At 62.8% G+C, this 23,056-nt stretch carries 20 protein-coding genes; 8 read left to right on the top strand and 12 right to left on the bottom strand.

Annotated elements, in window-relative coordinates; translation table 11 throughout:
* Nucleotides 1-2,457, top strand: a 2,457-nt coding sequence (locus tag QY049_RS00965; RefSeq protein WP_301268618.1) for a hypothetical protein, incomplete at its 5' end; no start/stop codon positions are given.
* Nucleotides 2,458-2,540: 83 nt separating this feature from the next.
* Here QY049_RS00965 and QY049_RS00960 read toward each other — a convergent pair.
* From QY049_RS00960 to QY049_RS00945, 4 genes are all read right to left on the bottom strand, one after another.
* Nucleotides 2,541-3,554, bottom strand: a complete 1,014-nt coding sequence (locus tag QY049_RS00960; protein ID WP_301268617.1) for a transglutaminase-like cysteine peptidase — start codon at nt 3,552-3,554, stop codon at nt 2,541-2,543.
* Between the two features lie 226 nt (nt 3,555-3,780).
* Nucleotides 3,781-5,028, bottom strand: coding sequence for an HlyD family type I secretion periplasmic adaptor subunit (locus tag QY049_RS00955; protein ID WP_258766316.1), 1,248 nt, complete (start codon nt 5,026-5,028; stop codon nt 3,781-3,783).
* Complete coding sequence (locus tag QY049_RS00950) at nt 5,018-7,180, bottom strand: type I secretion system permease/ATPase (protein ID WP_301268616.1); 2,163 nt, start codon at nt 7,178-7,180, stop codon at nt 5,018-5,020. The genes QY049_RS00955 and QY049_RS00950 overlap by 11 nt, the downstream gene beginning before the upstream one ends.
* 335 nt (nt 7,181-7,515) lie before the next feature.
* Nucleotides 7,516-9,219, bottom strand: a complete 1,704-nt coding sequence (locus QY049_RS00945) for a TolC family outer membrane protein (RefSeq protein WP_194481896.1) — start codon at nt 9,217-9,219, stop codon at nt 7,516-7,518.
* Nucleotides 9,220-9,913: 694 nt separating this feature from the next.
* On the opposite strand from QY049_RS00945, the gene QY049_RS00940 reads away from it, so the two are divergent.
* Nucleotides 9,914-10,090: a hypothetical protein gene (locus QY049_RS00940; RefSeq protein ID WP_194481897.1), complete on the top strand. Its 177-nt coding sequence runs from the start codon at nt 9,914-9,916 to the stop codon at nt 10,088-10,090.
* Nucleotide 10,091: 1 nt separating this feature from the next.
* Here the strand turns inward: QY049_RS00940 and QY049_RS00935 are convergent, their stop codons facing one another.
* The 3 genes from QY049_RS00935 to QY049_RS00925 all read right to left on the bottom strand — a co-directional run bounded on the left by QY049_RS00935 (nt 10,092) and on the right by QY049_RS00925 (nt 11,150).
* Nucleotides 10,092-10,313: a hypothetical protein gene (locus QY049_RS00935; protein ID WP_246755801.1), complete on the bottom strand. Its 222-nt coding sequence runs from the start codon at nt 10,311-10,313 to the stop codon at nt 10,092-10,094.
* Between the two features lie 148 nt (nt 10,314-10,461).
* Complete coding sequence (locus QY049_RS00930) at nt 10,462-10,725, bottom strand: hypothetical protein (RefSeq protein ID WP_194481899.1); 264 nt, start codon at nt 10,723-10,725, stop codon at nt 10,462-10,464.
* Between the two features lie 29 nt (nt 10,726-10,754).
* The gene (locus QY049_RS00925; RefSeq protein ID WP_194481900.1) at nt 10,755-11,150 is read right to left on the bottom strand and encodes a hypothetical protein; all 396 of its coding nucleotides are present in this window, start codon (nt 11,148-11,150) and stop codon (nt 10,755-10,757) included.
* 463 nt (nt 11,151-11,613) lie between these two features.
* Between QY049_RS00925 and QY049_RS00920 the strand changes: the two genes are divergently transcribed.
* A complete protein-coding gene (locus QY049_RS00920; RefSeq protein WP_194481901.1) occupies nt 11,614-12,435 on the top strand; it encodes a helix-turn-helix domain-containing protein in 822 nt (273 codons plus the stop codon).
* A gap of 78 nt (nt 12,436-12,513) precedes the next feature.
* On the top strand, nt 12,514-13,179 hold the full coding sequence (locus QY049_RS00915) for a DsbA family oxidoreductase (protein WP_194481902.1): 666 nt from the start codon (nt 12,514-12,516) through the stop codon (nt 13,177-13,179).
* 5 nt (nt 13,180-13,184) lie between these two features.
* On the opposite strand, the gene QY049_RS00910 is transcribed toward QY049_RS00915, so the two are convergent.
* From QY049_RS00910 to QY049_RS00890, 5 genes are all read right to left on the bottom strand, one after another.
* Nucleotides 13,185-14,348, bottom strand: a complete 1,164-nt coding sequence (locus QY049_RS00910) for a GNAT family N-acetyltransferase (protein WP_194481903.1) — start codon at nt 14,346-14,348, stop codon at nt 13,185-13,187.
* A gap of 149 nt (nt 14,349-14,497) precedes the next feature.
* A complete protein-coding gene (ccoG, locus tag QY049_RS00905; RefSeq protein ID WP_301268615.1) occupies nt 14,498-15,937 on the bottom strand; it encodes a cytochrome c oxidase accessory protein CcoG in 1,440 nt (479 codons plus the stop codon).
* Nucleotides 15,938-15,975: 38 nt separating this feature from the next.
* Nucleotides 15,976-16,179, bottom strand: coding sequence for a DUF2892 domain-containing protein (locus QY049_RS00900; protein WP_194481905.1), 204 nt, complete (start codon nt 16,177-16,179; stop codon nt 15,976-15,978).
* A gap of 14 nt (nt 16,180-16,193) precedes the next feature.
* Nucleotides 16,194-16,637 carry a thioredoxin TrxC gene (gene trxC, locus QY049_RS00895; protein ID WP_194481906.1) on the bottom strand — a complete coding sequence of 148 codons (444 nt, stop codon included), beginning with the start codon at nt 16,635-16,637 and terminating at the stop codon, nt 16,194-16,196.
* Nucleotides 16,634-17,920 carry an NAD(P)/FAD-dependent oxidoreductase gene (locus QY049_RS00890; protein ID WP_301268614.1) on the bottom strand — a complete coding sequence of 429 codons (1,287 nt, stop codon included), beginning with the start codon at nt 17,918-17,920 and terminating at the stop codon, nt 16,634-16,636. Before QY049_RS00890 ends, trxC begins: the two co-directional genes overlap by 4 nt.
* 116 nt (nt 17,921-18,036) lie before the next feature.
* Between QY049_RS00890 and QY049_RS00885 the strand changes: the two genes are divergently transcribed.
* The 4 genes from QY049_RS00885 (at nt 18,037) to QY049_RS00870 (ending at nt 23,053) form a co-directional block, all read left to right on the top strand.
* Entirely contained in the window at nt 18,037-18,336 is a 300-nt protein-coding gene (locus QY049_RS00885) for a helix-turn-helix transcriptional regulator (protein ID WP_194481908.1), read from the top strand.
* Nucleotides 18,337-18,505: 169 nt separating this feature from the next.
* On the top strand, nt 18,506-19,465 hold the full coding sequence (locus QY049_RS00880; RefSeq protein WP_194482678.1) for an efflux RND transporter periplasmic adaptor subunit: 960 nt from the start codon (nt 18,506-18,508) through the stop codon (nt 19,463-19,465).
* A complete protein-coding gene (locus tag QY049_RS00875; RefSeq protein WP_194481909.1) occupies nt 19,462-22,686 on the top strand; it encodes an efflux RND transporter permease subunit in 3,225 nt (1,074 codons plus the stop codon). The genes QY049_RS00880 and QY049_RS00875 overlap by 4 nt, the downstream gene beginning before the upstream one ends.
* Before the next feature lie 10 nt (nt 22,687-22,696).
* The gene (locus QY049_RS00870) at nt 22,697-23,053 is read left to right on the top strand and encodes a carboxymuconolactone decarboxylase family protein (RefSeq protein ID WP_194481910.1); all 357 of its coding nucleotides are present in this window, start codon (nt 22,697-22,699) and stop codon (nt 23,051-23,053) included.
* Nucleotides 23,054-23,056: the final 3 nt, after the last annotated feature.

Genomic DNA, 23,056 nt, shown 5'->3' with positions numbered 1-23,056 from the left:
AACCTGGTGACGCTGACGGCGACGATCACGGACGCGGACGGCGACCATCAGGCGGCGACGATCGACCTCGGCAAGCAGCTGAGCATCCAGGACGACGGCCCGAGCCTGAAAGCTGGTACGGTGACGGGATCGGTCGATGAAGGAGGGCTTTTGATCGATGTCGTCGGAACGGTCGGAAACGATCCCGGTCAGCCGACGTCTGCATCAGGCGCTGCAGGCTCCCTGACTGCTCTGGTGAATTTCGGTGCCGATGGCGCCGGGCAGGGCGCGGACGGCACCTCAACGGCGGCCTTCCAGTTTGCTCTGTCCAACGGCGCGTCGCTGGCGGGACTTGGGATGTCGACCCACACGTCTTCGGGCACCGTTGTGGCGGTCAACTATGCGGCGATCTCCGGCAACGTGCTGACCGCATACGCTGGTGGCGCCAACGGTATCGCCGTGTTCACGCTCACGATCCATGCTGATGGTTCGTGGCAGTTCCAGGATCTTGCTCCGATCCAGCACACGCCGACCGGCGACAATATCGACACGTCGAACACCTTCGACCTGTCGGGACTTGTCAAGGCGGTCGACGCCGATGGCGATAGCGTCCCGCTTTCGAGCGACTTCAAGATCACAATCATCGACGACGTGCCACTGATCGGTGCGATCCAGAATGCGATCATGCCCAGCGTCAATGGCACCGATGCTCATGGCACCTGGCAGCCGTCCTTCGGGGCGGACGGGCCGAGCGCCACGGCGGCGATCGGCATCGCGATGGGAACAGCCCCGAGCGGCGAAACCTATGTGATTACCGATACGGGCACGCATAATCCTGCAAACGAGGAGGTCTTCTCGGTCAAGGTCACCAGCGGTTCGACGTCGTATACGTTCTACGAATACACCCACTACGACACGACCACGCATTCTGCCGAGATGTTTGCTTACGTTACCCAGGCGGATGCCCAGGCCGGACTTGGAAACAACGAGTTTTTCACGCTGACGATGGCGGCGAACGGCACGTATGATTTCCACCTCGTCTCGAACTCCTTGCAGACGTTCCTGCCATTCAACTTCACGACGCTGCCCCCAGGAAATTCAGACTACGCGACGATCACGAACGGTGTGTTCACAGGCCAAAGTGGCACGGACAGCATCGCGGGTCGCAGCATCCTGATCGATGGCTATTCCACCTCCAATACCGACCCGAACAGCGGCAACAAGGTCTTCATCAACAATGGTGGTGGTGGCGGTCTCGGCGTCAACAACGGCAACCTCGATACCAACGAGACCGTATTCTTCCAGTTCAACAATATCGCCGGAGACTCCGCTCGGGTCGGCGATCAGAGTTCGGTGACGATCGGCATCGGCAAGTCGAACGGCACGTTGGAAGCATTCCTGATTACCATCAGGGATGACAGCGGCACCATTCTTGGCCAAGAGCTTATTCAGCAGGCGGATGGAACGGCAATCGTGGTGGACGCCGCACACTGGGGCGTCGCCAACGGTGCTCTCGACAGCACCGGCAGCTTCTCCGCGTTCGGCCGGATCGACGTCGAAAACGTCGGTGGCGGAAGCTTGACCTTCAATGGTCATAGCTACAATTTCACCAGCAATTCCTACGACGACAAGCTTCTGGTGACATCGATCAGCGGCGCGGAGTCCGTTGGCAACACTACGTTGACCTTCGCGCCGACGATCACGGACTTCGATGGCGATACTGCCAGCGCATCGACCAATCTCGCGGTCTCGTTGGGTGGTACGACCAATGGTTCCGGCGGATACAATCTGACTGGCACCAATTCCGCCGCCGAAGATGTGGTTGCCAGCTCTCACGCCGACGTCCTTGCAGGAGGCACCGGTACCGGCGACACGGTTGACTACAGCAACTCGACGGCCGGTGTGAGCGTGAACTTGGCTACCAATGTCGTCAGCGGCGGCTACGCTGCCGGTGACACGATCAGTGGCTTCGAAAATGCAGTCGGCTCTTCCTTTGCCGACACACTCACTGCTGCCAGCACTGGAAGTGTCCTTGATGGCGGCGCGAACAGCACCGGCGGCACGGATGTGCTGAACGGCGGGGCGGGCGACGACATCCTGATTGCCAGCCGCGCCGGGACCGATACCCTAACCGGCAATGGCGGCAACGATACCTTCGTGCTTCAAGGCAATGGCGGTGCGAATGTCACGATCGCCGACTTCAATGCCGGTGATAGCATCGTCGTTGACGTGGCCGATCATTTCCTCACGATCAGCAATGCCTCGGCGATCAATGGCGCCACTCAATTCAATTCAGGCGCCGGAGCTCCGACGTCGGGTGGTGCGGCTTGGGCGGAGAGTACGGCGACCGATAAGTTCTACTTTGATGCGACGAACCATAACCTTTGGTTCTCGGCCAACGGAACGGGATCGGACCAGGTTCAACTGGCGCATCTCTCTACCGGCGTCCCTGCAGCCGCGAACGTACACGTCGCTTGATGACGAAGTGAGCTGATGAAGAAGCCCGCGCGAGCGTTGCTCGCGCGGGCTTTTGATTTCCCGATGCGCGATCGGGCCACCGTTCACAGAAGCAGTGGCAGCGAACCCAGCGCCCCACCGCCGCCCGCATCCACCGGCTCCGAACCTGCCCATTCCGATCCCGCGGCCGCGGGCGCGGCTTCTGCCGCGAGCGGCGTAGCCTTCGCATAGGGCTTGGCGAACAGATTGACGCCGTCGTGATTGATCGCGAACAGCGGCGCGAAGTTGAGCTCGCCATTGTCCTCCCGCAGGCCAGCCCAGCGGTTGTCCAGGATCAGCCAGTGGCCGTCGAGCCGGGCCGCGAGCACGGCGTGGTCCTGTCGGACCGTGCGGTCACGGACGAGGAGCAGGCGCATGTCGGCATCGGGGATACCCGCTTCGCGCAATGCGGCGTATTTGGCGATCGCGTAATCTTCGCAATCGCCCTTGCCCGTCGCAAAGCTCGCCAGCGGCGAACTCCAGCGGTCGAGCTCATGATGCTGGACCAGGTCGCTGACATAGCGGATCGCCGTGTTGACCCCCAGATTGACTTCCTCGAGCCGGGCGCGTCCGGACTTGGCCTTGACGGCGCCGACGAGCCTGAGGAACTGGGCAGCGTAAGAGGGGCAGCTTCCGGCGTCGGACCGGCAGCGCTCGAGCACGGCCTGGTCCTTGCCCATCTCGACTTCAACCGCGCGCCATTTGCGCCAGATGTCGCTGTCGGGTGCGCGGAACGTAAAGAGGCCGAAGGGTTCATCGCCGAGCGTTGCGGCCGCCGGAGAGGCGGCCTCAGGCATGGCATCCGTGGCCGTGGAGGAGGGGGGCGCGAGCGCCGCCAGGCGAATGGCATTCGGGCCGCGGCCATGTTCGCGGTCAAGCTTTGCGAGCACCGCGTTGATCGTGAAGAATGTCGCGGGCCCCTGGATCGCATCAGCACCGGATGGCGCGATTTCAGTCGGATCAACCGGCCCGGCGTCAGCCGCAAAAGCGACCGGCGTCGCAGCCACGCCAAGCGCAACCAGTACGGCCGCCGCGAGCGCCACAACGCCCTGCTGCCGCAGTCCCAAACGCGACTTCATTGACCGTCCCCATATTTCGGGACGTCGCCGGCGTCTTTGCGCGCCTGATCGTCATCCCGACCTGTTTATCGGGAGTGAGCGTGCGCGCGGGCGCGCTTAAGTCGGGTTAAAACCGGGGAAGCGCAGCCGGGAATGAGCCGGCGCGATGAATGGCGCCCCTCCAGCAATGCTAAAGCTTGGCATCGCGCGTTAGGGACGCATTAAGCAAGGCGGATCGCGGGGGGCCCTAGTGCTCGCGCAGAGCTTCATCCCGCAGCGTGCGGGCCGGCTTCATGATGTAATCCAGAACGCTCTTCTTGCCGGTCAATATCTCGACCGTCGTGATCATGCCCGGAATGATCGGAAGCGGGTTTTCCTCGGTGCCGAGATGGTTCTTGTCGGTTCGAACCATCACGCGATAGTAGGTTTCCGGTCGCTGCGCCGACTCGCCCTTGTCGTCGAGGATCGTGTCGGCGCTGATCCGCTCGACCTTGCCGGCCAGATGGCCGTACACCGAGGAGTCGTAGGCGGATATCTTGACGACGGCATCCTGGCCCGGGCGGATGAAGGCGATATCCTGCGGCCTGATCTTGCCCTCGACCAGCAAGGTGTCGTCGAGCGGGACGATGTCCATGAGGTTCGCGCCGGGCTGAACGACCGCGCCGATCGTGGTGACGTTCAGCTTGTTGACGATGCCGCGAACCGGCGAACGCAGATCCGTCCGACGTACCCTATCCTGCGCAGACTTGATGTTCTCGTCCAGGACGGCGAGGTCGGCGCGCGTCTTGGCCAGATCTTCGTCCGCCTGGGCTCGGAAGGTCGAGATCGTGGTCGCAATCTTTGCCTTGGCCTCCGCAATCTGACCTTTCGCCTCTGCCGATTGGCGCTCCAGTCGAAGCATTTCGATTTCGGGAACGACCTTCTGATCGTAGAGCTTGCGCGTCAGCGTGAGCTCGCGATCGAGCAGGCCCGATGTCTGGGTCAGCCTCGCGATCTGTTGATTGAGTACGTCGACGTCCTGCGCCACTTTCAGCGCGCGGGTCTTGAACACGCTCCGTTCTGTCGTCACGGCGGCGGGGACGACGCCCTCGATCTGGTCGGGAAAAACAACCTCGCTGCGGCCGTTCGCTTCAGCCTCGAGGCGCGCGAAACGGGCGGCCATCGAGGCGCGCCTTTCCCGTATCTCGCCGAACTCCGAAGCAAACTTGGTATCGTCGATGCGCATCAGGGATTGCCCCTGCTGAACCACTGCTCCCTCCTGGACGAGGATGTCGCCGACGATCCCGCCTTCCAGCGACTGGACGACCTGCATCTGCCGCGACGGGACGACCTTGCCGTTGCCGCGCTTGACCTCTTCAAGCACGGCAAAATGAGCCCAGACCAGGAATGTGGCGAACAGGGCCAAGAAGGCCCACAGCAACATGCGCGACGTTCTCGGCGTCTTCAGCTTGACGGCCGCGCGGATGTCGTTGGCGTAACTGAAATCAGCTGACATTGGATTTCTGCGCAGCCTGGACGGGTTGAACAACTCTGGGCGGTGCGGCAGGCTCGGCGGATTGGGCCTTGCCTTGCAGCAGGCTCAGGACCTGGTCGCGCGGTCCGTCGGCGACCAGGCGGCCGTTGTCGAACAGCAGCAGGCGGTCGACCATGCTCAGGAGCGAAAGACGGTGAGTGGAGATGATGATGGTCATCTTCGCATCGTCGAGATTTTTCAGCCGCTCGAGGAATTCACTCTCGCTGCGCACGTCGAAATGGGCGGTTGGCTCGTCCAGAAACAGGATCCTCGGTTTTCGGATCAAGACGCGCGCGAGGCCGATGGCCTGCTTCTGCCCTCCCGAGAGGCTGCGTCCGCCCTCTGCAATGGGCATGTCATAGCCCATGGGATGACCGGCAATGAAGCTTTCGACGCCGGACAGGCGCGCTGCGGCGAGCACTTCCTCGTCCGTTGCAGCGGGATAACCCAGCGTGATGTTGTCGCGCAGCTTGCCGAAAAATAGGTCGGTATCCTGCATCGCAAAGCCGATGCCGGCGCGCAGGTCAGCGGGATCGTATTGGCGCGAGTCCACGCCATCGACCAGAATGCGACCGTCCTGCGCCTCGTAGAAGGAGAGCAACAGGCGCCCGACGGTGGTCTTACCTGAACCAACTCGCCCGATGATTCCAACGCGCTCGCCGCTCTGAATCTTGAACGTGACCTTGTCGAGCGCCTTTCCGGGAGCGTTAGGGTAGGTGAACGACACATTGTCGAAACTGATCGTGCCTTGCTCGATCTTTCTGGCGACATAGGTTCGTTCAGGTGAACGCTCCCGTTCCAGCGTCATGATGCGATCGATGGATTTGAGCGACGAGAAAGTCTGAGTGCCGCGCGTAATCACCGATGCGATGCCCGCAATCGGAGAAAGCACCCGTCCGGCCAGCATGTTGGCCGCGACCAGCGCACCGACCGTCAGGGTGCCGTTCTGAATCAGAAAGACGCCGATGACGATCAGGAGCAGGCTGGTCAACATCTGCGCCGAGTTGGCTGCGGTCAATGCCAGGGAGGACCAGAAGTGCACGGCCTCACCGGATCTGGCCGTCGCGGCGACCGAGCGCTCCCAGGCCGTCTGCATCCGTGCCTCGCCACCCGACGCGCGCACGGTCTCGAGCCCTGCAAGCGACTCGACGAGGACCCCGTGGCGGGCCGCCGATTCCGCCTGCAAGCGCTTCATCGCCCGATTGAGAGGACGTTGCAGCACGAGGCCAATTCCGATCATTACCGGCAGCATCAGCAGCGGGACCCAGGCCAAGGGTCCGGCAACGACGAACAGAACGGCGACGAACAGGATGGCAAACAGCAAATCGGTTGCCGAGACCACGCTGCCGGACGTGAAGAATTCGCGAACGGAATCGAAATCCCGGAGCTGGTTGGCAATAATGCCGACCGAGGTCGGCCGTTGCGACATCTTCACAGCCATAACATGCTCGAAGATGTTGGCCGCAAGGACGACATCGATGGTCTTGCCGGTGACGTCGATCATCTTGCTCCTGACCATGCGCAGGACGAGATCGAAGGCGATTGCCAGACCCATGCCGATGGAAAGAGCTATCAGCGAAGGGATAGCCCCGTTCGGGATGACCCGGTCATAGACGCTCATCGTGAAGAGCGGCATCGCCAGGGCCAGAATGTTGATGAGCAGCGCTGCCAGCGCGATGTGTCCGTAGTTGCGCCAATGCGCCCTTACGACGGACCAGAACCAGTGCTGACGGGGAAGGCTGCCGGCAGCAACAGCTCGCGCGTCCGACTCTGCGGCGGCGCGAACGAGAAACGCGTAACCCGTATAGTCGGCAATGATGGTATCCAGTGCCAACATCCGTGGGACATGCGGTCGTTCGCTTGGATCGATCACCCTGGCGAGACGCTTGTCCTCGTCGACGCTCAGCAGGATCAGCGTCGTTCCATTCTTCATGATCAGGACGACGGGTAGGACGAGGGACGGAATGTCCGTCAATCTGCGCTTGGTGGCCTCAGTCTCCAGGCCGGCGCGCCGCGCCGCCCGGTCGTAGAGAGACACCGTCAGGCGCCCGTCCGGGATCGGCAAGCCGCCGAGCAAACCCTCCCGGGTTACAGCTCTGCCGTGATGTCCAGCGAGAAAGATGAGCGAGTCCACCAACGGATCGCGGTCTTTCGCTCCAATCCTCTCGTCCTCTCCTGATGCCGTATGCTCCTCGCCGCTCTTGGTCGGCCGTGCATCCTGGACCAAAGACTTCTTTGCTCGATGGAACAACAAGCTGATACGCCTTAAATGAAAACGATGAAAGCAAGCTCGGTAAAGTCGCTGAAGGATACGATAAATCGCTAGTTAATTCATTTACTTATTTGAATGGTCGAGATTAAGGATTAACGGTCGCGGCTTTGCAAGGCTATCCGTACGTTATCGGGGCGAACCAAAACAAAAAGCCCGCACGGTCGTGCGGGCTTTTGCAAGTCGGTCGTTCGACTGGATTACTTCGAAGTTGGCGAAAATGCCGTCAGCAGCCAATGGGGCTTTTCGGTCGGAGCGTACGAGCTGCGCTGGCTGGTCGAACTTTCGAGGACGATCGGTCCGGCTGAGCTTTCCCGCTGCGCGAACCAGGCCGACACGCCTGGAACCTTGGCTGACGCCTCCGTCTTGGCAGGTTCGCCCGAGAACCGTGCACCGAAAGCCGACGTGGCGGGTTCACTCGCAGCGTAGGACAGGCGAACGGGCGCGGCGGTCGGCGCCGGGACCGCAACCCGCAGCGGCTCGGAACCGCTCTGGGGAAGTGTCCAGCGGAACGTCGGCGGCTTGTAGTCGGGAAGGCCGAACAGGTTCAGATCGGTCGGGGCTGCGTCGACGGGAGGAGCGGCCTTCAGATATTCGATCAAGGTCCCGGTCGCCGCGAGCAACTGGTAGTCGGCAAACACCACGACCGCGCGTGCCGACGTCAGCGAAACCTGGGCGTTGAAGAACTGATTCTGGGCGTTCAGAAGATCGATGAGGGAGCGTTGGCCGAGCTCATATTCCTTCTGGAAGGCGGCAATGGTCTTCCGATCCGCCTCCAGCTGGCCGGTCAATGCGGAAATGCGCGTCTGAGTCACGGTGCGGGCGTTCCAGGCCTTGTCGATCGACTCATAGGCATCCCGCTGCAAGCGGGCGTGCCGGGCGGTCGCCTCGGTAAACCGTTCAGCCTTTTCCGAGCGATTCCAGGCGTCCTGTCCGCCGCGGAAGATGTCCCAGGACATCACGACCTTGCCGCTATAATCCTCATGCGTGACGGCGGGCGAGCCGGCGGCTGCAACGTAAGGGAAGGAGTTGTCGTAGTGCGTTGCCCGACCTTCGAGATAGAACTTCGGGGAAAACAGGCCGTCCGTGGACTTGAAGGCGTGCTTGGCGGCATCGACGTCGGACTGGGCCGCGTTGATCGTGGAGTTGAACCGCAGCGTCACCGCGAGCGCTTCGTCGCGGGTGGCCGGAAGCCCCCGCAACGGGCCCGGGAAGCGCAAATTGTAGGGCTCTATGCCGACGACCTTGCGGTATTTCGCCCGCGCATCCTCGAGGCTGCGGCGAAATTCGGCCAAGGCGGCCCGAGCATTCTCAACGCGCTCCCTCGACTGCTCGAGATCACCTTCACCGGCCCGCCCGCCCGAAAAGCGGGAGTTCACGTTCGAGAAGATCTTGTCATGATTGGCGACGTTCTGCTCGGCGAGGCCGACCAGGCGCATGTAGCGCACGACGTCGACGTAAGCCTCGGCGGCATCGAGGGCGATCAGTTCGGTTCGTTCCTTGACACGCGCCGCGGCGGCGTTCACCCGCGCGTTTTGGCGCCATACCTCGTGGATGGAGGTGAAACCATCAAAAAGCAGCTGTCGGACGACGACCGACTCCTGGCTCCCGTTCCGCCATGGTCCGGATCCGGTCGTTGGAACCGCGATGCTTGGCGCTACGAAGCCAGGCGACTGGTCGAACTTTTCCGGACCGTAGCTCGCATCGATACGCACCTGCGGCAAGAGCGTGCTCTGGGTCTGGCGGAGCTCGCTCTCGGTTGCCCGGCGGTTCGCTGACGCCTCGCCCACCGCGGGGTTGGTCTGCATCGCCTGGCGCAAGGCATCGTTGATTGAGAACTGCTCGGCTTGCGCGGGGGCGGCCGCCAGGATGATCGTTGCGAAGGCTAAATGCGCCGGCTTCATGGACCCCACCATAAAAGACTTTTAACAAATATTATTGCTCGGGAAGAATTAGCAAAATGCTACGGCTCAACCTATGACATTTCAGTCACAGCTTGCAGCAATCGACCGGGCTTCAATTGGCGCGAACTGAACGCGCCGGCCCCGACCCCCTAATATGTTACCTCCTGCATGCCTTCCCAGCGGCTGCTGCAACGCACAATGTGCGCGTGTAAATTGCAGCCGACGGTTTGATCTTTCACACGAAATTGCGTTATTGCCGCGCGGCAACCTCTTCGGGTTGGCGGATCGCCCGGGGATAAAACCTACCGGGTGCGGGGCTGGCAACCCGCGAGGTTTTACCGCAGGCCTCGATGCTTTCCCGCGCTTCCCGAGTTGTGGATCCCATCCCTGGTGCTCGCCGCCTTCATAGAATCGCGGATCAGGCCGCGGCGAGGGCATTTGGCTTGGACCGGTGACAGCCCGGGCCGAGGCAGATTGAGCGGGAGGGCATCGGCGGCTCGACGATGCTTTCAGACCTAAATACCGTCTGAGTCCCAGTTCAGGGAATGTCCGTTTGGAGAGGCCGTCAGGTGAGGGGCGCCGCGCGACGCTCCAACTTCAAGCTTCGTTTAAGCTCTCGGTCCCATAGTTCAGCCATTTCAGCATTAGGATTGAAGCTATGGATTTGGATCTTCGAACCGAGCTCGAAAGCATCATGGAGGACATCCAGAAGCGCCAGCGGCACATTGAAGACCGGGTGTTTCTGATCGATGTTCTCGAACGCGAGGGCCACATCACGTTGGACGAGCAGGCCGCGCTCAAATTCGAGCGTCAACTGCTGGCCCTTCAAATCGAGCAGCAGACACGGCTGCTGTTGAAGGCGCGGATTTAGTTCAGCGCCAGTCGTTCTCCGGCAGCGTTCCAGGCGGCGGCTTCAGTTGCTCGAGCCCGTCGTCGATCGCGTGGATGTCTTCCTCGACCTGCTCGATGGCGCGGGTCGGATCAATGCCGGACACCGTCCGTAGCTGCTCGAGCAACCGACGCCGGTGCTCTCGCAACTCTTCCAGCGCCCGGCGGTTCTTCAACTCAACATGAGAAGCGACGATCAATTCCATGGAGGAGGACAAGGCAAATACCTATCGATGAAAGTTTACATTTCAAAACGTTTATGCCGATCGCATGAATTTGCAGTATCACAGTACGACAACCTGCATGTCCCGGAGCGGAGAGCGTTCAATCGCGTCACAGGCATCTGCCAAGCAGCTAGTTCAGAGTCGGCTTGCCCAACACCAGTTCCGCTTCCGCGGACACGATGGCGATGTGTGCCGTCCTGTGCCTTGCGGCGAGTTCGAGAGCGATCGGTTGATCCCGATTCCATCCAGACTCGCCGCGCGCACGCCGCTCCCGATAATCGATCAGCCAGCTGGTTTCCTCGAAGGTGAGGCCGACGAACACTTCACGCCTTTCGGAATCTGTCGCTATTTCGCTGAGATAGGTAACGTGTGTACGCAGCTTCTCGGGCGTCATGGCTGTTTCCCCTGGCGAATTGCGGGCGATCAGCGCGGTCTTCGCATGGGGATGACCTGCCCCGAGCCCATCGGTGTCGGCGTCGGGGGGGACGTCGAGTCGGTCTTTCTTCTCGGCTTTAGCTTGGTCCAGCGAAGCGTCGGCGGGTAGCCGTAGAGCAAGTTGAGCCAGGATTCAGACATGGTTGCACTGGCGAAGGGCAACTCGGGTATGTCCCAATTTGCGTCATTCTCCGGACCGGGGGTCATGGGCACGGCGACCGCCGACCCCGGCCACATGAGACCTCCCGCGGGCAACTTGACGTATTCACAGCGATCTCCCTCCGTCCAATCATTCACCGAATTGGCAAGTTGTTCGGGTTGATCGACGAAGAAGAATCCGACGATTTGGCGACTATCAATCAAGCGGACAAGATAAGCGGGCATGGCAAAATCCGAAAATTGAATGTTGCCAAATTTTCCCGGTCTTGCCAAGGCCTCAGGGACGCCCGCGAGGGCACATTCCTCGCATCCTGCCCGAGAACGCTATCGGAATTTTGCAGATTATTCGCCGCGCGGGGATCGCTCCCCTCAAATCCCGGGAGCGGGACGCTTCCTGTTTTTCCCGCGGGCTCAACCAAATGACCGGTGTTTTCCGCGCTGCGGTATTGCGATTCACCAAAAAGACGGTTTTGGTTTGACCGCCGTCAGCGAAACCGCAGACTGGGAGAACCGGGAATTTGCATCACCCCTTCCCGGGGCTGGAGCAGCGCCGTCCGCCGACGCATTTCAAGGCGGACGGCGTTGTTGGAAAGGCCCTATGGGCAAGAGACATTCGAACAATACGTGCCAATACCCATTACCTCTGGGGTAATGGATGGGGTGAAATGCGCATGGTAGGTTTTTGGCCATGAACGCATATGCATCCACCGCGCAAGCCGAACGTAGCCAACCTGTCCGTGTCGGCGACCATTTGCGCGAATGGCGTCAGCGCCGCCGCATGAGCCAGCTCGATCTTGCGGGCGAGGCGGAGATTTCGGCGCGACATTTGAGCTTCGTCGAGACCGGGCGCGCTGCGCCCTCGCGTGAGATGGTACTTCGGCTCGCCGAGCGCCTCGACGTGCCGTTGCGCGAACGCAACGTGCTGCTGGTTGCGGCCGGCTACGCGCCGGCCTTTCCGCAGCGCCCGTTGGAGGATCCCGCCTTGAAGTCAGCCCGTCAGGCGATCGACCTCGTCCTTAGGGCTCACGAGCCCAATCCGGCGCTGGCCTATGACCGGCACTGGAACCTGGTCTCTGCCAACCGCATGGTGGCGCCGCTGCTTGCCGGCGTCCCGGAGCGTCTGCTCGGCCAGCCCTTCAATGTGTTGCGGCTCGCGTTTCACCCCGACGGGCTGGCGCCGCGCACGGTCAATCTCGCGGAGTGGTGCGCGCATCTGCTCGAGCGGTTGCACCGGCAATGCGAGGCGACGGCCGACCCCGAATTGATCAAGCTCTACCACGACCTCAGAAGCTATCCGATCCCGGCGCGTGCGGGGCCTCTATCGAGCGACAACGTCGCCATCCCCTTCAAGCTGCGCCAGAACGGGGAGGTGCTCAGTTTCTTCTCCACCACCATGGTGTTCGGCACGCCCGTCGACATCACTCTCTCCGAGCTGGCGCTAGAGACGTTCTTTCCAGCCGACGAGCGCACCGCGGAGCGGCTCAGGCAAATGGCCGCAGCCATGACGTAGCACCCTTCTCGCACCCTTGCCTCGTCGCGGGTTCGGCTTATCTTGGGGCAAACCCGCTTCGCCCGAAGGAGGCGCTCCATGAGCACCCTCAAACCGCTCCAGATCGATGTCGTCTCCGACGTGGTGTGCCCCTGGTGCTACATCGGCAAGCACCGGATCGAGAGTGCGCTGGCGCTCGTGCCCGACGTGCCTGTGAAGCTGAATTTCCGTCCCTTTTTCCTCAATCCCTGGGTGCCGCGCGAGGGCATCAGCCGCGAGGACTACCTCACCACCAAGTTCGGCTCGGTCGAGGCCTATAAGGGCATTGCCGGCCGTGTTGTCGCCGCAGCTGGCGAAGAGGGCCTCGTCTACAAGCCCGAGCTGGTCGCGCGCCAGCCCAACACGACGGACTGCCACCGCCTGATCCTGTGGGCCGAGGCGATCGGCAAGGCGCCGGAGATGAAGCAGCGCCTGATGGAACTGTATTTCCGCGACGGCGGCGATCTCACAGATGTGAACGTGCTGGTGCGGGCGGCCGCCGATGTCGGCCTCGATGCCGATGATGTGCGCAGGCGCCTCGCCACCGACGAGGACGTCGCGCGCGTTTCGGCGGATGCACAGGAAGCCGCGGAGAAAGGCATCTCCGGCGTACCGACCTACGTGTTCGCGCAGAAATACGCCGTTTCCGGCGCGCAGGATCCGAACCTGCTCGCCCGAGCCATCCGCCAGGTCTCGGCTGAGATCAACGCGCAGGCGGCGGAGTAGCGCGCCTATCTGCGGAGGAGACGGATCGCGCGCCGCGCTGTTTCGCGCGCATGGCCGCGCGCGATCAGCGCCGCGTGAATCATCGCCACCATTGGATCGTGCCGCCGAAGCGGGATCAGCACGTCTCCGATCGCAAAACGGCCGCGCCAGATCGGATTGATCATCGGATGATCAGCGCTCGCGGTGGAATCCGCGCTGGCGATGGTGGGATCGGCGCAGAGATGACGCGTCAGATCGAGCGTGAGCTGCACGCCCGGCGAATGTTTCGCGAAGCGTTCGTCGATGCCGAGCTTGAAGAAGAAGGCGCGGTCCTGGTGGCGCAGCACGATGCCGGCAGCAACTGGCGTCGCGCCGGCGCGCAAGCTGACGATTTCGCATTGCGCGGTCTCGGCGAGCGCCGGGACGGCGCGGCGGATGAAAGTCGCATCGCCGGCGTCCTGAACAAGCGCGGTACCGCGCTTGCCCTTCCAGCCGCTGGCTTCGAGTTGCAGGAACGTTTCGAGTGCAGGCTCGATCTCGTCCGCCTTGCGCGCAACGTCGAAGCTGATCGCACCATGCTCCGCCAGACGATGGCGCTGCCGGCGCAGTTCCTTGAGCTTCTTCGCGCCGAGAGCCTCGTGCAGCAATCCGTCGCCATCCTGTGCCGCGTCGAGGCTGGCACGGACGTACGAGCCGAGCACGCGCGGCTTCAGGCCGGCCTGGCCGAGCGCTTGCCCGAGCGACGCCATTGCCGCGCCATCGAGCGCAACGTCGCGCAGGACCAGCGCATGTGCACCCGCCTCGCGTGCGCGTTGCAGCAAGCGCGTTGCCGCCTCGACCGAAGCGTCGCGGTCGATCAGCGGGCTGCAGAGCGTGCCATAGGGATGTGCGCTCACCAGCGCGGGCAGGGGGATCTTCCAGGCCTTCCAAAGGGAGACCACCGGCATCAAGCCGATCAGCCGCGTCGAGGAGGTGCTGCAAACGGACAGGGCCGAGGCGCCGATACGGTCGCGCGCGGTTGCGCTGACGGCCAGCTCCCATGCAGGCAGATAATAGCCGTTCGGCTCGATCGCCCGCCGCGCGAGCGCGCGCCATCGCCCGGGCTCGATAGCCGTGAGCGGGACGAGCGCAGGCGTTGCATCCTTGGCCGATGCCGGATTGATCGCAGCCTGGTGCGCGATGTCGACCACGTCCCGTCGTCCCCGTTCACGCCGGCCGAGAGCCGACGTTGTCAGGTCGATGCTTACCGCAAAGATTGGAAAATCCCGTTGGGACCACGCTTCAATTCAAGCGGTATTGTTAACGTCTCATTGAGGACGAGGCCGGTCCTCCGGCGCTGTCACTGGTCTGCCGGGACGAAGTGATCGCGGGCACTAGCGTGTCCGCCGCCGGTCGTGTCGATGATCGCGATGTCGATATCACGCGATGCCTGCGGCAGATGGGCAGGATCGACCTGCACCGACAGGCGAACCTCGCGGGTCTGGTCCTGCCCGACCTCGACGACCGGTGTGCCGTCGGAGGCCGCCTCGACGCCGGCAACGCGGATGGTCGCGCCCGGAAGGCCGGAGACCTGGAGCGCGAACGATCGCGCTGCGCCCTTGTTGAGGATGCGCACGGTGTAGTCGTTGCGCACGCCGCCGTCGGAGAGCTGAACGAACAGCGGATTGCGCTCGTGCAGCACGTTGACGTCCATGGTCGCGCGCGTGGCAAGCGCATAGAGCATGATGCTCCCGACGACGGCAATAGCTGCGGCATAGATCAGCGTGCGCGCACGGATCAGGCGATAGACCGGCGCCTTGCCGTCGCGGCGGCGCTGCATGTTGATGTCGGTGTCGTAGCCGATCAGGCCGGCGGGCCGACCGATCTCGCGCATGACGTTGTCGCAGGCGTCGATGCACAGGCCGCACTGGATGCAGCCAAGCTGGATGCCGTGACGAATGTCGACGCCGGTCGGGCAGACATTGATGCACTGATGGCAGTCGACACAGTCACCGGCGGGATCGCCATGGGCGCGAGCGGCTTCCGCCTTCTTCACCGACATGCGCGGCTCGCCGCGGTCGCGGCGATAGGTGACGTTGAGGGCCCACTCGTCGGTCAGCGCCGCCTGGATGCGTGGCCACGGGCACATGTAGATGCAGACCTGTTCGCGGGCGTGGCCGGCGAACAGGTAGGTCGTGGCGGTCAGGATGCCGATCCAGAGATAGGCGACGACGGGAGCCTGGAAGGTCGCGAGATCCTTCACCAGCGTCGGTGCGTCGGCAAAATAGAGAACCCACGCTCCGCCGGTCCACCAGGCGATCATGATCCAGAGAAAGTGCTTCAGCGCGACCTTCCGGATGTGATCGAACGTCCAATAGCGCTTGTCGCCCTGCATGCGTTCGCGCCGGTCGCCCTCGACCCAGCGCTCCACCGCGTAGAACAAGTCCGTCCACACCGTCTGCGGACACATGTAGCCGCACCAGAGTCGGCCGGCGACCGCGTTCATCAGGAACAGGGTCATCGCCGCGATGATGAGCAAGCCCGTGAAATAATAGACCTCCTGCGGCCACAACTCGATGAAGAAGAAATAGAACCGGCGATGCGGCAGGTCGATCAGCACGGCCTGGTCGGGCAGGCCGGGCCCGCGATTCCAGCGCACGAACGGCAACAGATAGTAGGTTCCGAGCGTAATGCAGAGGATCGCCCATTTGATGCGGCGGAATGGGCCGTGTACCGACTGTGGATAGACCTTCCTTCGCTTCTCGTAGAGAGGCCCCTCGATGAAGGTGTCGTCGGTCATGGCAAATTCCCCCGCATCACAGGCTGCATCGGCGCGTCTTACGAGAAAGCGCAACCGCCGCGCAGGCCGAGCTTCTTGAAGACCATCGCGGCCGGGCAGAAGCCGGTGAACGAGGCCTGAACCATGTTGAGACCGGCGAAGGCGGTCAGCAGGTACCAGTACGCATTCACGTAGGTTCCCAGTGCGAGTCCGAGCAGGACGACGCATCCTGCGAAGGCAAGAACGGCTTTATCGACATTCATGGCATGCTCCTTTTTTACGAACGGGTCAGATTGGCTTCAGTCCACGCGACGATGCCGCGTGCGTCCATCGCTCCGGAATGGCGGGCGATCTCGCGGCCACCACGCATCAGCAGCAACGTCGGAATGCCACTGATGTTGAGCCGCGACGACAGCGCCGGCGCGCTGTCCGAATTCAGCTTCAGCAGCCGGACAGCGGGCTCGAGCTGTTGCGCTGCGCGCTCGAACATCGGCGCCATGGCGCGGCACGGTCCGCACCACGGCGCCCAGACGTCGACCAACACGGGAATGTCGCTGCCTGCGACATGGCGGCCAAAGGCCTCTTCATTCACCTCGATCGGGTGACCGGTGAAGATCGGCTGATGACAGGCGCCGCAACGTGCTCCTTCCGGCGCGCGCTCGTCAGGCAGGCGGTTGATGCGGCCGCAATGTCCACAGACGACCTGGCGTGTCGTGCTCATGTGCCTGTTCGAACCTCCTTGATCTTGGCGATGTTCAGCCTGTCGAGCAGGAAGCGCTCGTAGAACGGCTCGCTCTCGCCGCGCCGCATCTTGCGGAGGAAGTATTTCTCGAAGGCGACCTTGGCGTAGTGCACCCACTCGCCCTTTGACGACCAATTGACGTTGCGCGGCGGAATTTGCGGCTGCGCGAGGAAGGCGACGCCGGAATCGCCGAAGTCGGCGAGGCAGATCGCATTCCAGGTGGGTTGCGCGGTCGGCGGCTTGCCGCGGAGCAGGGCGCCGATGTTCATCGCTGTCGCCGTCACCATGGACTCGATCATGAAACCAGTCTTGGGGACGCCGACCGGCACCGGCGTCGCGCCGACGGGGGCAATCGCGACGCAGACGCCGACCGCGAAAATATTGGTAAAGGTCGGGTTCTGCTGATGCTTGTCGACGATGACGAAGCCGCGCGGGTTGGTCAGCTTTTCGATGCCGCGAACCGCCTCGACGCCGCGGAAGGCCGGCAGCATCATCGAATAGGCGAAAGGCAGATCGTGCGCTTTGTGCGTTGTGCCGTTGTCTGCCAGTTCCTCCACCGACATCGTGCCGGGACCGACGCTGTCGATGCGGGCGTTCGTGATCCACTTGATGTGCTTCTCGCGCATCTCGCTTTCGAGAAGACCTTTGGTATCGCCGACGCCGTCGAGACCGAGATGGCCGATGTAGGGCTCCGAGGTGACGAACGTCATCGGAACCCGGTCCCGCAGCTTTCGCCGGCGCAGCTCGGTTTCGAGGATGAACAGGAATTCGTAGGCCGGCCCGAAACAGGATGCCCCCTGGACCGCGCCGATTACGACAGGGCCGGGGTTGGCGGCGAGGATTTCGAACGCTTCCTTAGCACGCGCCGCATGATCGACATGGCAGATGGATTGCGTGTAGCCCTGAGGTCCGAGCCCCGGGATTTCGTCGAAGGCGAGTTCGGGGCCGGTTGCGACGACCAGATAGTCGTAGTCGATGGACGTTCCGTCGCCGAGCTCGACTCGGTTTTCCGCGGGGTGGACGCGCTTGGCGCCTTGCGTCAGCAGACGGATGCCCTTGCGCTTCATGATCTCCGCGAGATCGATCTCGATCTCGTCGCGCTTGCGCCAGCCGATCGCAACCCAGGGGTTCGACGGCACGAAATGATAGGCCGCGCCCTGTGCGACCAGGGTCAGGCGATCACCGCTTTTCAGTTGGGGCAGTAATTCATAGGCCATCAATGTTCCGCTCAGGCCGGCTCCGACTACGACAACTTCCGCCATGGGTTTCTCCGTTGGGTTCAGGCTGCTCCACCGGTTGAAATCCGGCTGTCGTGCAGCGCTTGACTATATATTCGCAACATCGTATATACGCAAGTATGAAAATAGATAGCGAGATCATGGAGCGTGCCGCCGACCAGGCGAGCGACTTGCTGAAGGCACTCTCCAACCGTCACCGTCTTCTGATCATCTGCCAACTGATCGACGGCGAACGATCGGTCGGCGAGCTGGCAGAGTTTCTGAACTTGCGGGACTCCACGGTCTCCCAGCATCTTGCGCTCCTTCGCAAGGATGGCCTGGTGTCCTCGAGGCGGGATGCGCAGACAATCTTCTATTCGATCGCCAGCGAGCCGGCGCGCGAGATCCTGAAGACGCTCTACCAAGTGTTCTGCGCACCGAAGTCCGCAAGGACGAGGTGAAATCTACAGAACGGCGGACGGGCGCGCCTTGCGCGAGATCAACACGCCAACCTTCAATGTCGATGAAATGAGAGGGCGCCGCGAGGCGGCGCGAGCAACTCCGATGACGACAGGGATCAGTCCCGTGCAATATTCGGCGCGATGTCTTGGGCTTCTGGTTGCGTTGGCGATGATCGGCGCACCGGTCAGATGCGCTGTGGCCGCAGAAGCGCTTACCGTGACGCAGCAACCGGTCACCGACGAGAAGGCGGTGTTTGCCACCGTCGAGAGCATCAGTGTGGTCCCCGCGCGCGGCCGCATCGGCGGAACCGTTGCGCAGCTCAAGGTGAGGGAAGGCGACCGTGTTGCGGCCGGACAGGCCATTGCGACCATTGGCGACGAAAAGCTCGTCCTCCAGATGAAATCGCTCGATGCGCAGATCGAGGCGCTCCAGGCGCAGGCGAACCAGGCGCAACTTGACTTCACCCGGACGGAGGGGTTGGTCGAGCGCGGCATCCTGCCGCGCGTCAAGCTCGACGAGCAGCGCACGGCGCTCAACGTCGCCGACAATGGCCTGCGCGCAAAGACCGCAGAACGTGCCGTCATCAACGAACAGCTCAACCAGGGCCAGGTGCTCGCGCCGGCGGATGGACGCGTGCTGAAGCGGTTGATCACCGTGGGGTCGGTCGTGCTCGCCGGCGATCCGATCGTGACCGTGGCCCAGCAGAACTTCAAGCTGCGGCTGCGCGTGCCGGAGCGACACGCGCGCTTCCTGAAGGCCGGCGACAAGGTGCGGGTCGACGGTGCCGAGCTCGCTGGCGAGGCCTCGAAATGGGGCGTGATCGACCTCGTTTATCCGCAGATCGAGGAGGGGCGCGTCATCGCGGACGCGACCGTCGAGGGGCTGGGCGAATATTTCGTCGGCGACCGCCTGCGGGTCTGGATTTCCGGAGGCACGCGGCCGGCTTTCATCGTTCCCTCGAGTTATGTGACGACCCGGTTCGGCATCGACTACGTTCGGCTGCGGAAAGGTGACGCCACCATCGACGTGCCGGTACAGCGCGGCCGCGACATGCCGACGCCGGCGCTTCCCGATGGGCTCGAAATTCTGTCCGGCATTCAGGCCGGCGACCAGTTGGTGCAGCCGTGAATCTCGGACTTTCAGGACGGTTGACCAGGTCGACGATCGCATCGCCGCTGACGCCCTTGTTTCTGCTCGCCTCACTCGTCGTGGGGCTGATCGCCGTCGTGGTGATCCCGCGCGAGGAGGAACCGCAGATCAGCGTTCCCATGGTGGATATCCGCATCAACGCCGACGGCTTGCGTGGACCGGATGCAGTGGAACTGGTGACAAAACCGCTGGAATCGATCGTCAAGGGCATCGATGGCGTCGAGCACGTCTACAGCCAGACCGAGGACGACCGCGTGATGGTCACAGCGCGCTTCCTGGTCGGCACCAAGTTCGAGGACGCCATCCTGCGGGTGCACGAGAAGATCCGTGCCAATCTCGATCGGATTCCCGTCGGCATTTCCGAACCGCTGATCGTCGGCAGGGGCATCAATGACGTCGCCGTGACGGTACTGACGCTGTCTCCCAAGCCGGAAGCGGCCAGTCGCTGGACCGAGAAGGATCTCTATGAGCTCGCCGACAAGCTGCGCGCGGAGCTGATGAAGGTCGACGATATCGGTTTGACCTACATCTCCGGCGGCGCGGCGCAACAGATCCGGGTCGAACCCGATCCCGAGAAGCTGTCGCTGTTCGGCATCACGCTGCAGCAGCTCGTGGCCAAGGTGAAGGACGCCAACCGCTCTTTCCTGGCGGGGCAGGTCAGAGATGTCGGCCTGGTGCGGAGCGTCGCGGCCGGCCAGACACTGTCCGGCGTCCCCGACATTGGATTGCTGCTCATCACGACCCGCGACGGCCGGCCGGTCTACGTCAAGGACGTTGCCTCCGTTGTCGTCGGTCCGAGCACCATCGAGCATCGCGTCTGGACGGATACGCGCGGGGCCGGCGGGCAGTGGGCGCGGACGCCTGCGGTCAGTCTGGCGCTGGCCAAGCGCGCCGGTGCCAATGCGGTCGTCGTGTCCGAAAACATCGCCAAGCGCCTCGACGGACTAAAGTCTCGCCTGATCCCCGACGACGTCCAGGTGACGGTGACGCGCGACTATGGCGAGACGGCGAACGAGAAGGCCAATGAGCTGTTGTTCCATCTGGGGCTCGCGACGCTCTCGATCGTCTTTCTGATCGCGGTCGCGATCGGCTGGCGCGAGGCTCTGGTGACCTTCGTCGTCATTCCCACGACGATCCTGCTCACGATGTTCGCCGCCAACCTGATGGGCTACACCATCAACCGCGTCAGCCTGTTCGCGCTGATTTTTTCGATCGGCATTCTCGTCGACGACGCCATCGTCGTGGTCGAGAACATCGCGCGGCATTGGGGCATGCGAGACGGCCGGCCGCGTTTGCAGGCGACCATCGAGGCGGTGGCGGAAGTCGGCAACCCAACCATCGTCGCCACGTTGACGGTGGTCGCCGCGCTCTTGCCGATGCTGTTCGTGTCAGGTCTGATGGGCCCCTACATGGCGCCGATCCCGGCCAATGCGTCGGCAGCCATGCTATTCTCGTTCTTCGTCGCGATGGTGGTGGCTCCGTGGCTGATGCTCAAGCTCGCGCCGAAAGGCGAGGTTGCGCCGGCCCATGCGGCGCACGATGAGGGCCGGCTTGGCCGGATCTATCGACGCTTCGCCACGCCAATCGTGCGGAGCAAGCGATCGGCCTGGATATTCCTGCTCGGTGTCGGGATTGCGACACTGTTGTCGATGACCCTGTTCGCGACGAAGTCCGTGACGGTCAAGCTTCTGCCGTTCGACAACAAATCCGAGATCGCGGTGGTTGTCGACCTGCCGGAAGGGGCGAGCCTGGAGGCGACCGAGCGCACGCTGTTCGGCGCGGCCGAGATCGCGCGGCAACTGCCGGAGGTCACCTCGCTGCAATCCTACGCCGGAACGCCGGCTCCCTTCAATTTCAACGGTCTGGTAAGGCACTACTATTTGCGGGAGAGGCCCGAGCTCGGCGAAGTGCAGGTCAACCTGACTGCGCGCGGTGAGCGCAAGCGCCCTAGCCACGAGATCGCACTCGATTTGCGCGAGAAGCTGAAGGCGCTCGATCCGCCCAAAGGCACCAGCATCAAGGTGGTCGAAGTGCCGCCCGGACCGCCGGTGCTTTCGACGCTGCTTGCGGAGGTCTACGGTCCCGATGCCGCCACGCGCCGTGCGGTCACTGGCGAGCTCAAGAAGATCTTCGCGGAGGTGCCCTTCATCGTCGACATCGACGATTCCATCGGCGAAAAGCGGCCGCGGCTGCGACTTTCGATCGACCAGGACCGGCTCGAATTCTTCGGCGTCGAGCAGCGCGACGTATACGACACCATCCAGGCGCTGTTCGGCGGCATCTCGATCGGCTACTCGCATCGTGGCGAGGATCGCAACCCGATCGAGATCGCCGTGCATCTCGGAAAGCGCAACCTGGTCTGGGACGAGGCGCTGGCCTCGACGCCCGTGCCGGCCAACACGTTGCCCGGCAGCAAGACGGTGGTCGAACTCGGACAGGTCGTGAAGGCGACCGTGGAAGAAGGCTCTCCGACGATCTTCCGCCGTGACGGCCGGTTCACCGATATGGTGATGGCCGAGCTTGCCGGGCGCTTTGAGGCGCCACTCTACGGCATGCTCGCGATCGCCGATCGGGTGGACGCCCATGACTGGGGCAAGTTGCCGAAACCCGCGATCAGCCTGCACGGCCAGCCGTCGGACGAGTCGCATCCCACGCTGCTGTGGGACGGCGAATGGGAAATCACCTGGGTGACCTTCCGCGACATGGGGGCAGCGTTCGGCGCAGCGATCCTCGGCATCTATGTGCTGGTCGTCGCGCAATTCAGGAGCTTTCGTCTTCCACTGGTGATCCTGACGCCGATCCCGCTGACGCTGATCGGCATCCTGATCGGGCACTGGCTGCTGGGCGCGCCTTTTACCGCAACCTCGATGATCGGTTTCATCGCGCTGGCCGGCATCATCGTGCGCAACTCGATCCTGCTGGTCGACTTCATCAGGCACAGCGGTGGAGACGGCAAGTCGCTGCGCGAGGTGGTGCTGGAGGCTGGCGCGGTCCGCTTCAAGCCGATCCTGCTCACTGCGCTTGCGGCCATGATCGGCGCCGCGACGATCCTGCTGGATCCGATCTTTCAGGGATTGGCGATCTCGCTCCTGTTCGGACTTGCATCGTCAACATTGCTCACCGTTCTGGTGATTCCAGCCATCTATGTCGCCCTGCGCGCGCCGCGCGAGGCGATTCCGAACACAGCCAATCTCAGCTAGCGAGGCTCCGATGGACAAGAACTACGTCGACATTACCAAAAGCATCTCAGCCAACCTGAGGAAGCTGCGCAACGACATTCCTGACACGATGAAGGGATTTTCCGCACTTGCTCAGGCCGCCACGCGCGACGGTGCGCTCGACAAGAAGACCAAGGAACTGATTGCGCTCGCGCTCGGCGTCGCCGCGCATTGCGACGGCTGTATCGGCTTTCACGCCGAAGCGCTCGTCAAGCTCGCTGCGACGCGCGAAGAGGTCGAGGAAGCTCTTGGCATGGCGGTCTACATGGGTGGCGGCCCATCGCTGATGTATGCGGCAGATGCGATCGCGGCCTACGAGCAGTTCCAGCAGAACATGGTCGCCGCCTGACGC

Origin of the sequence: Bradyrhizobium sp. WYCCWR 13022, from assembly GCF_030435535.1 — a bacterium.
In the GTDB taxonomy this organism is placed as follows: domain Bacteria; phylum Pseudomonadota; class Alphaproteobacteria; order Rhizobiales; family Xanthobacteraceae; genus Bradyrhizobium.
This window is presented reverse-complemented; position numbering and strand designations above follow the sequence as displayed.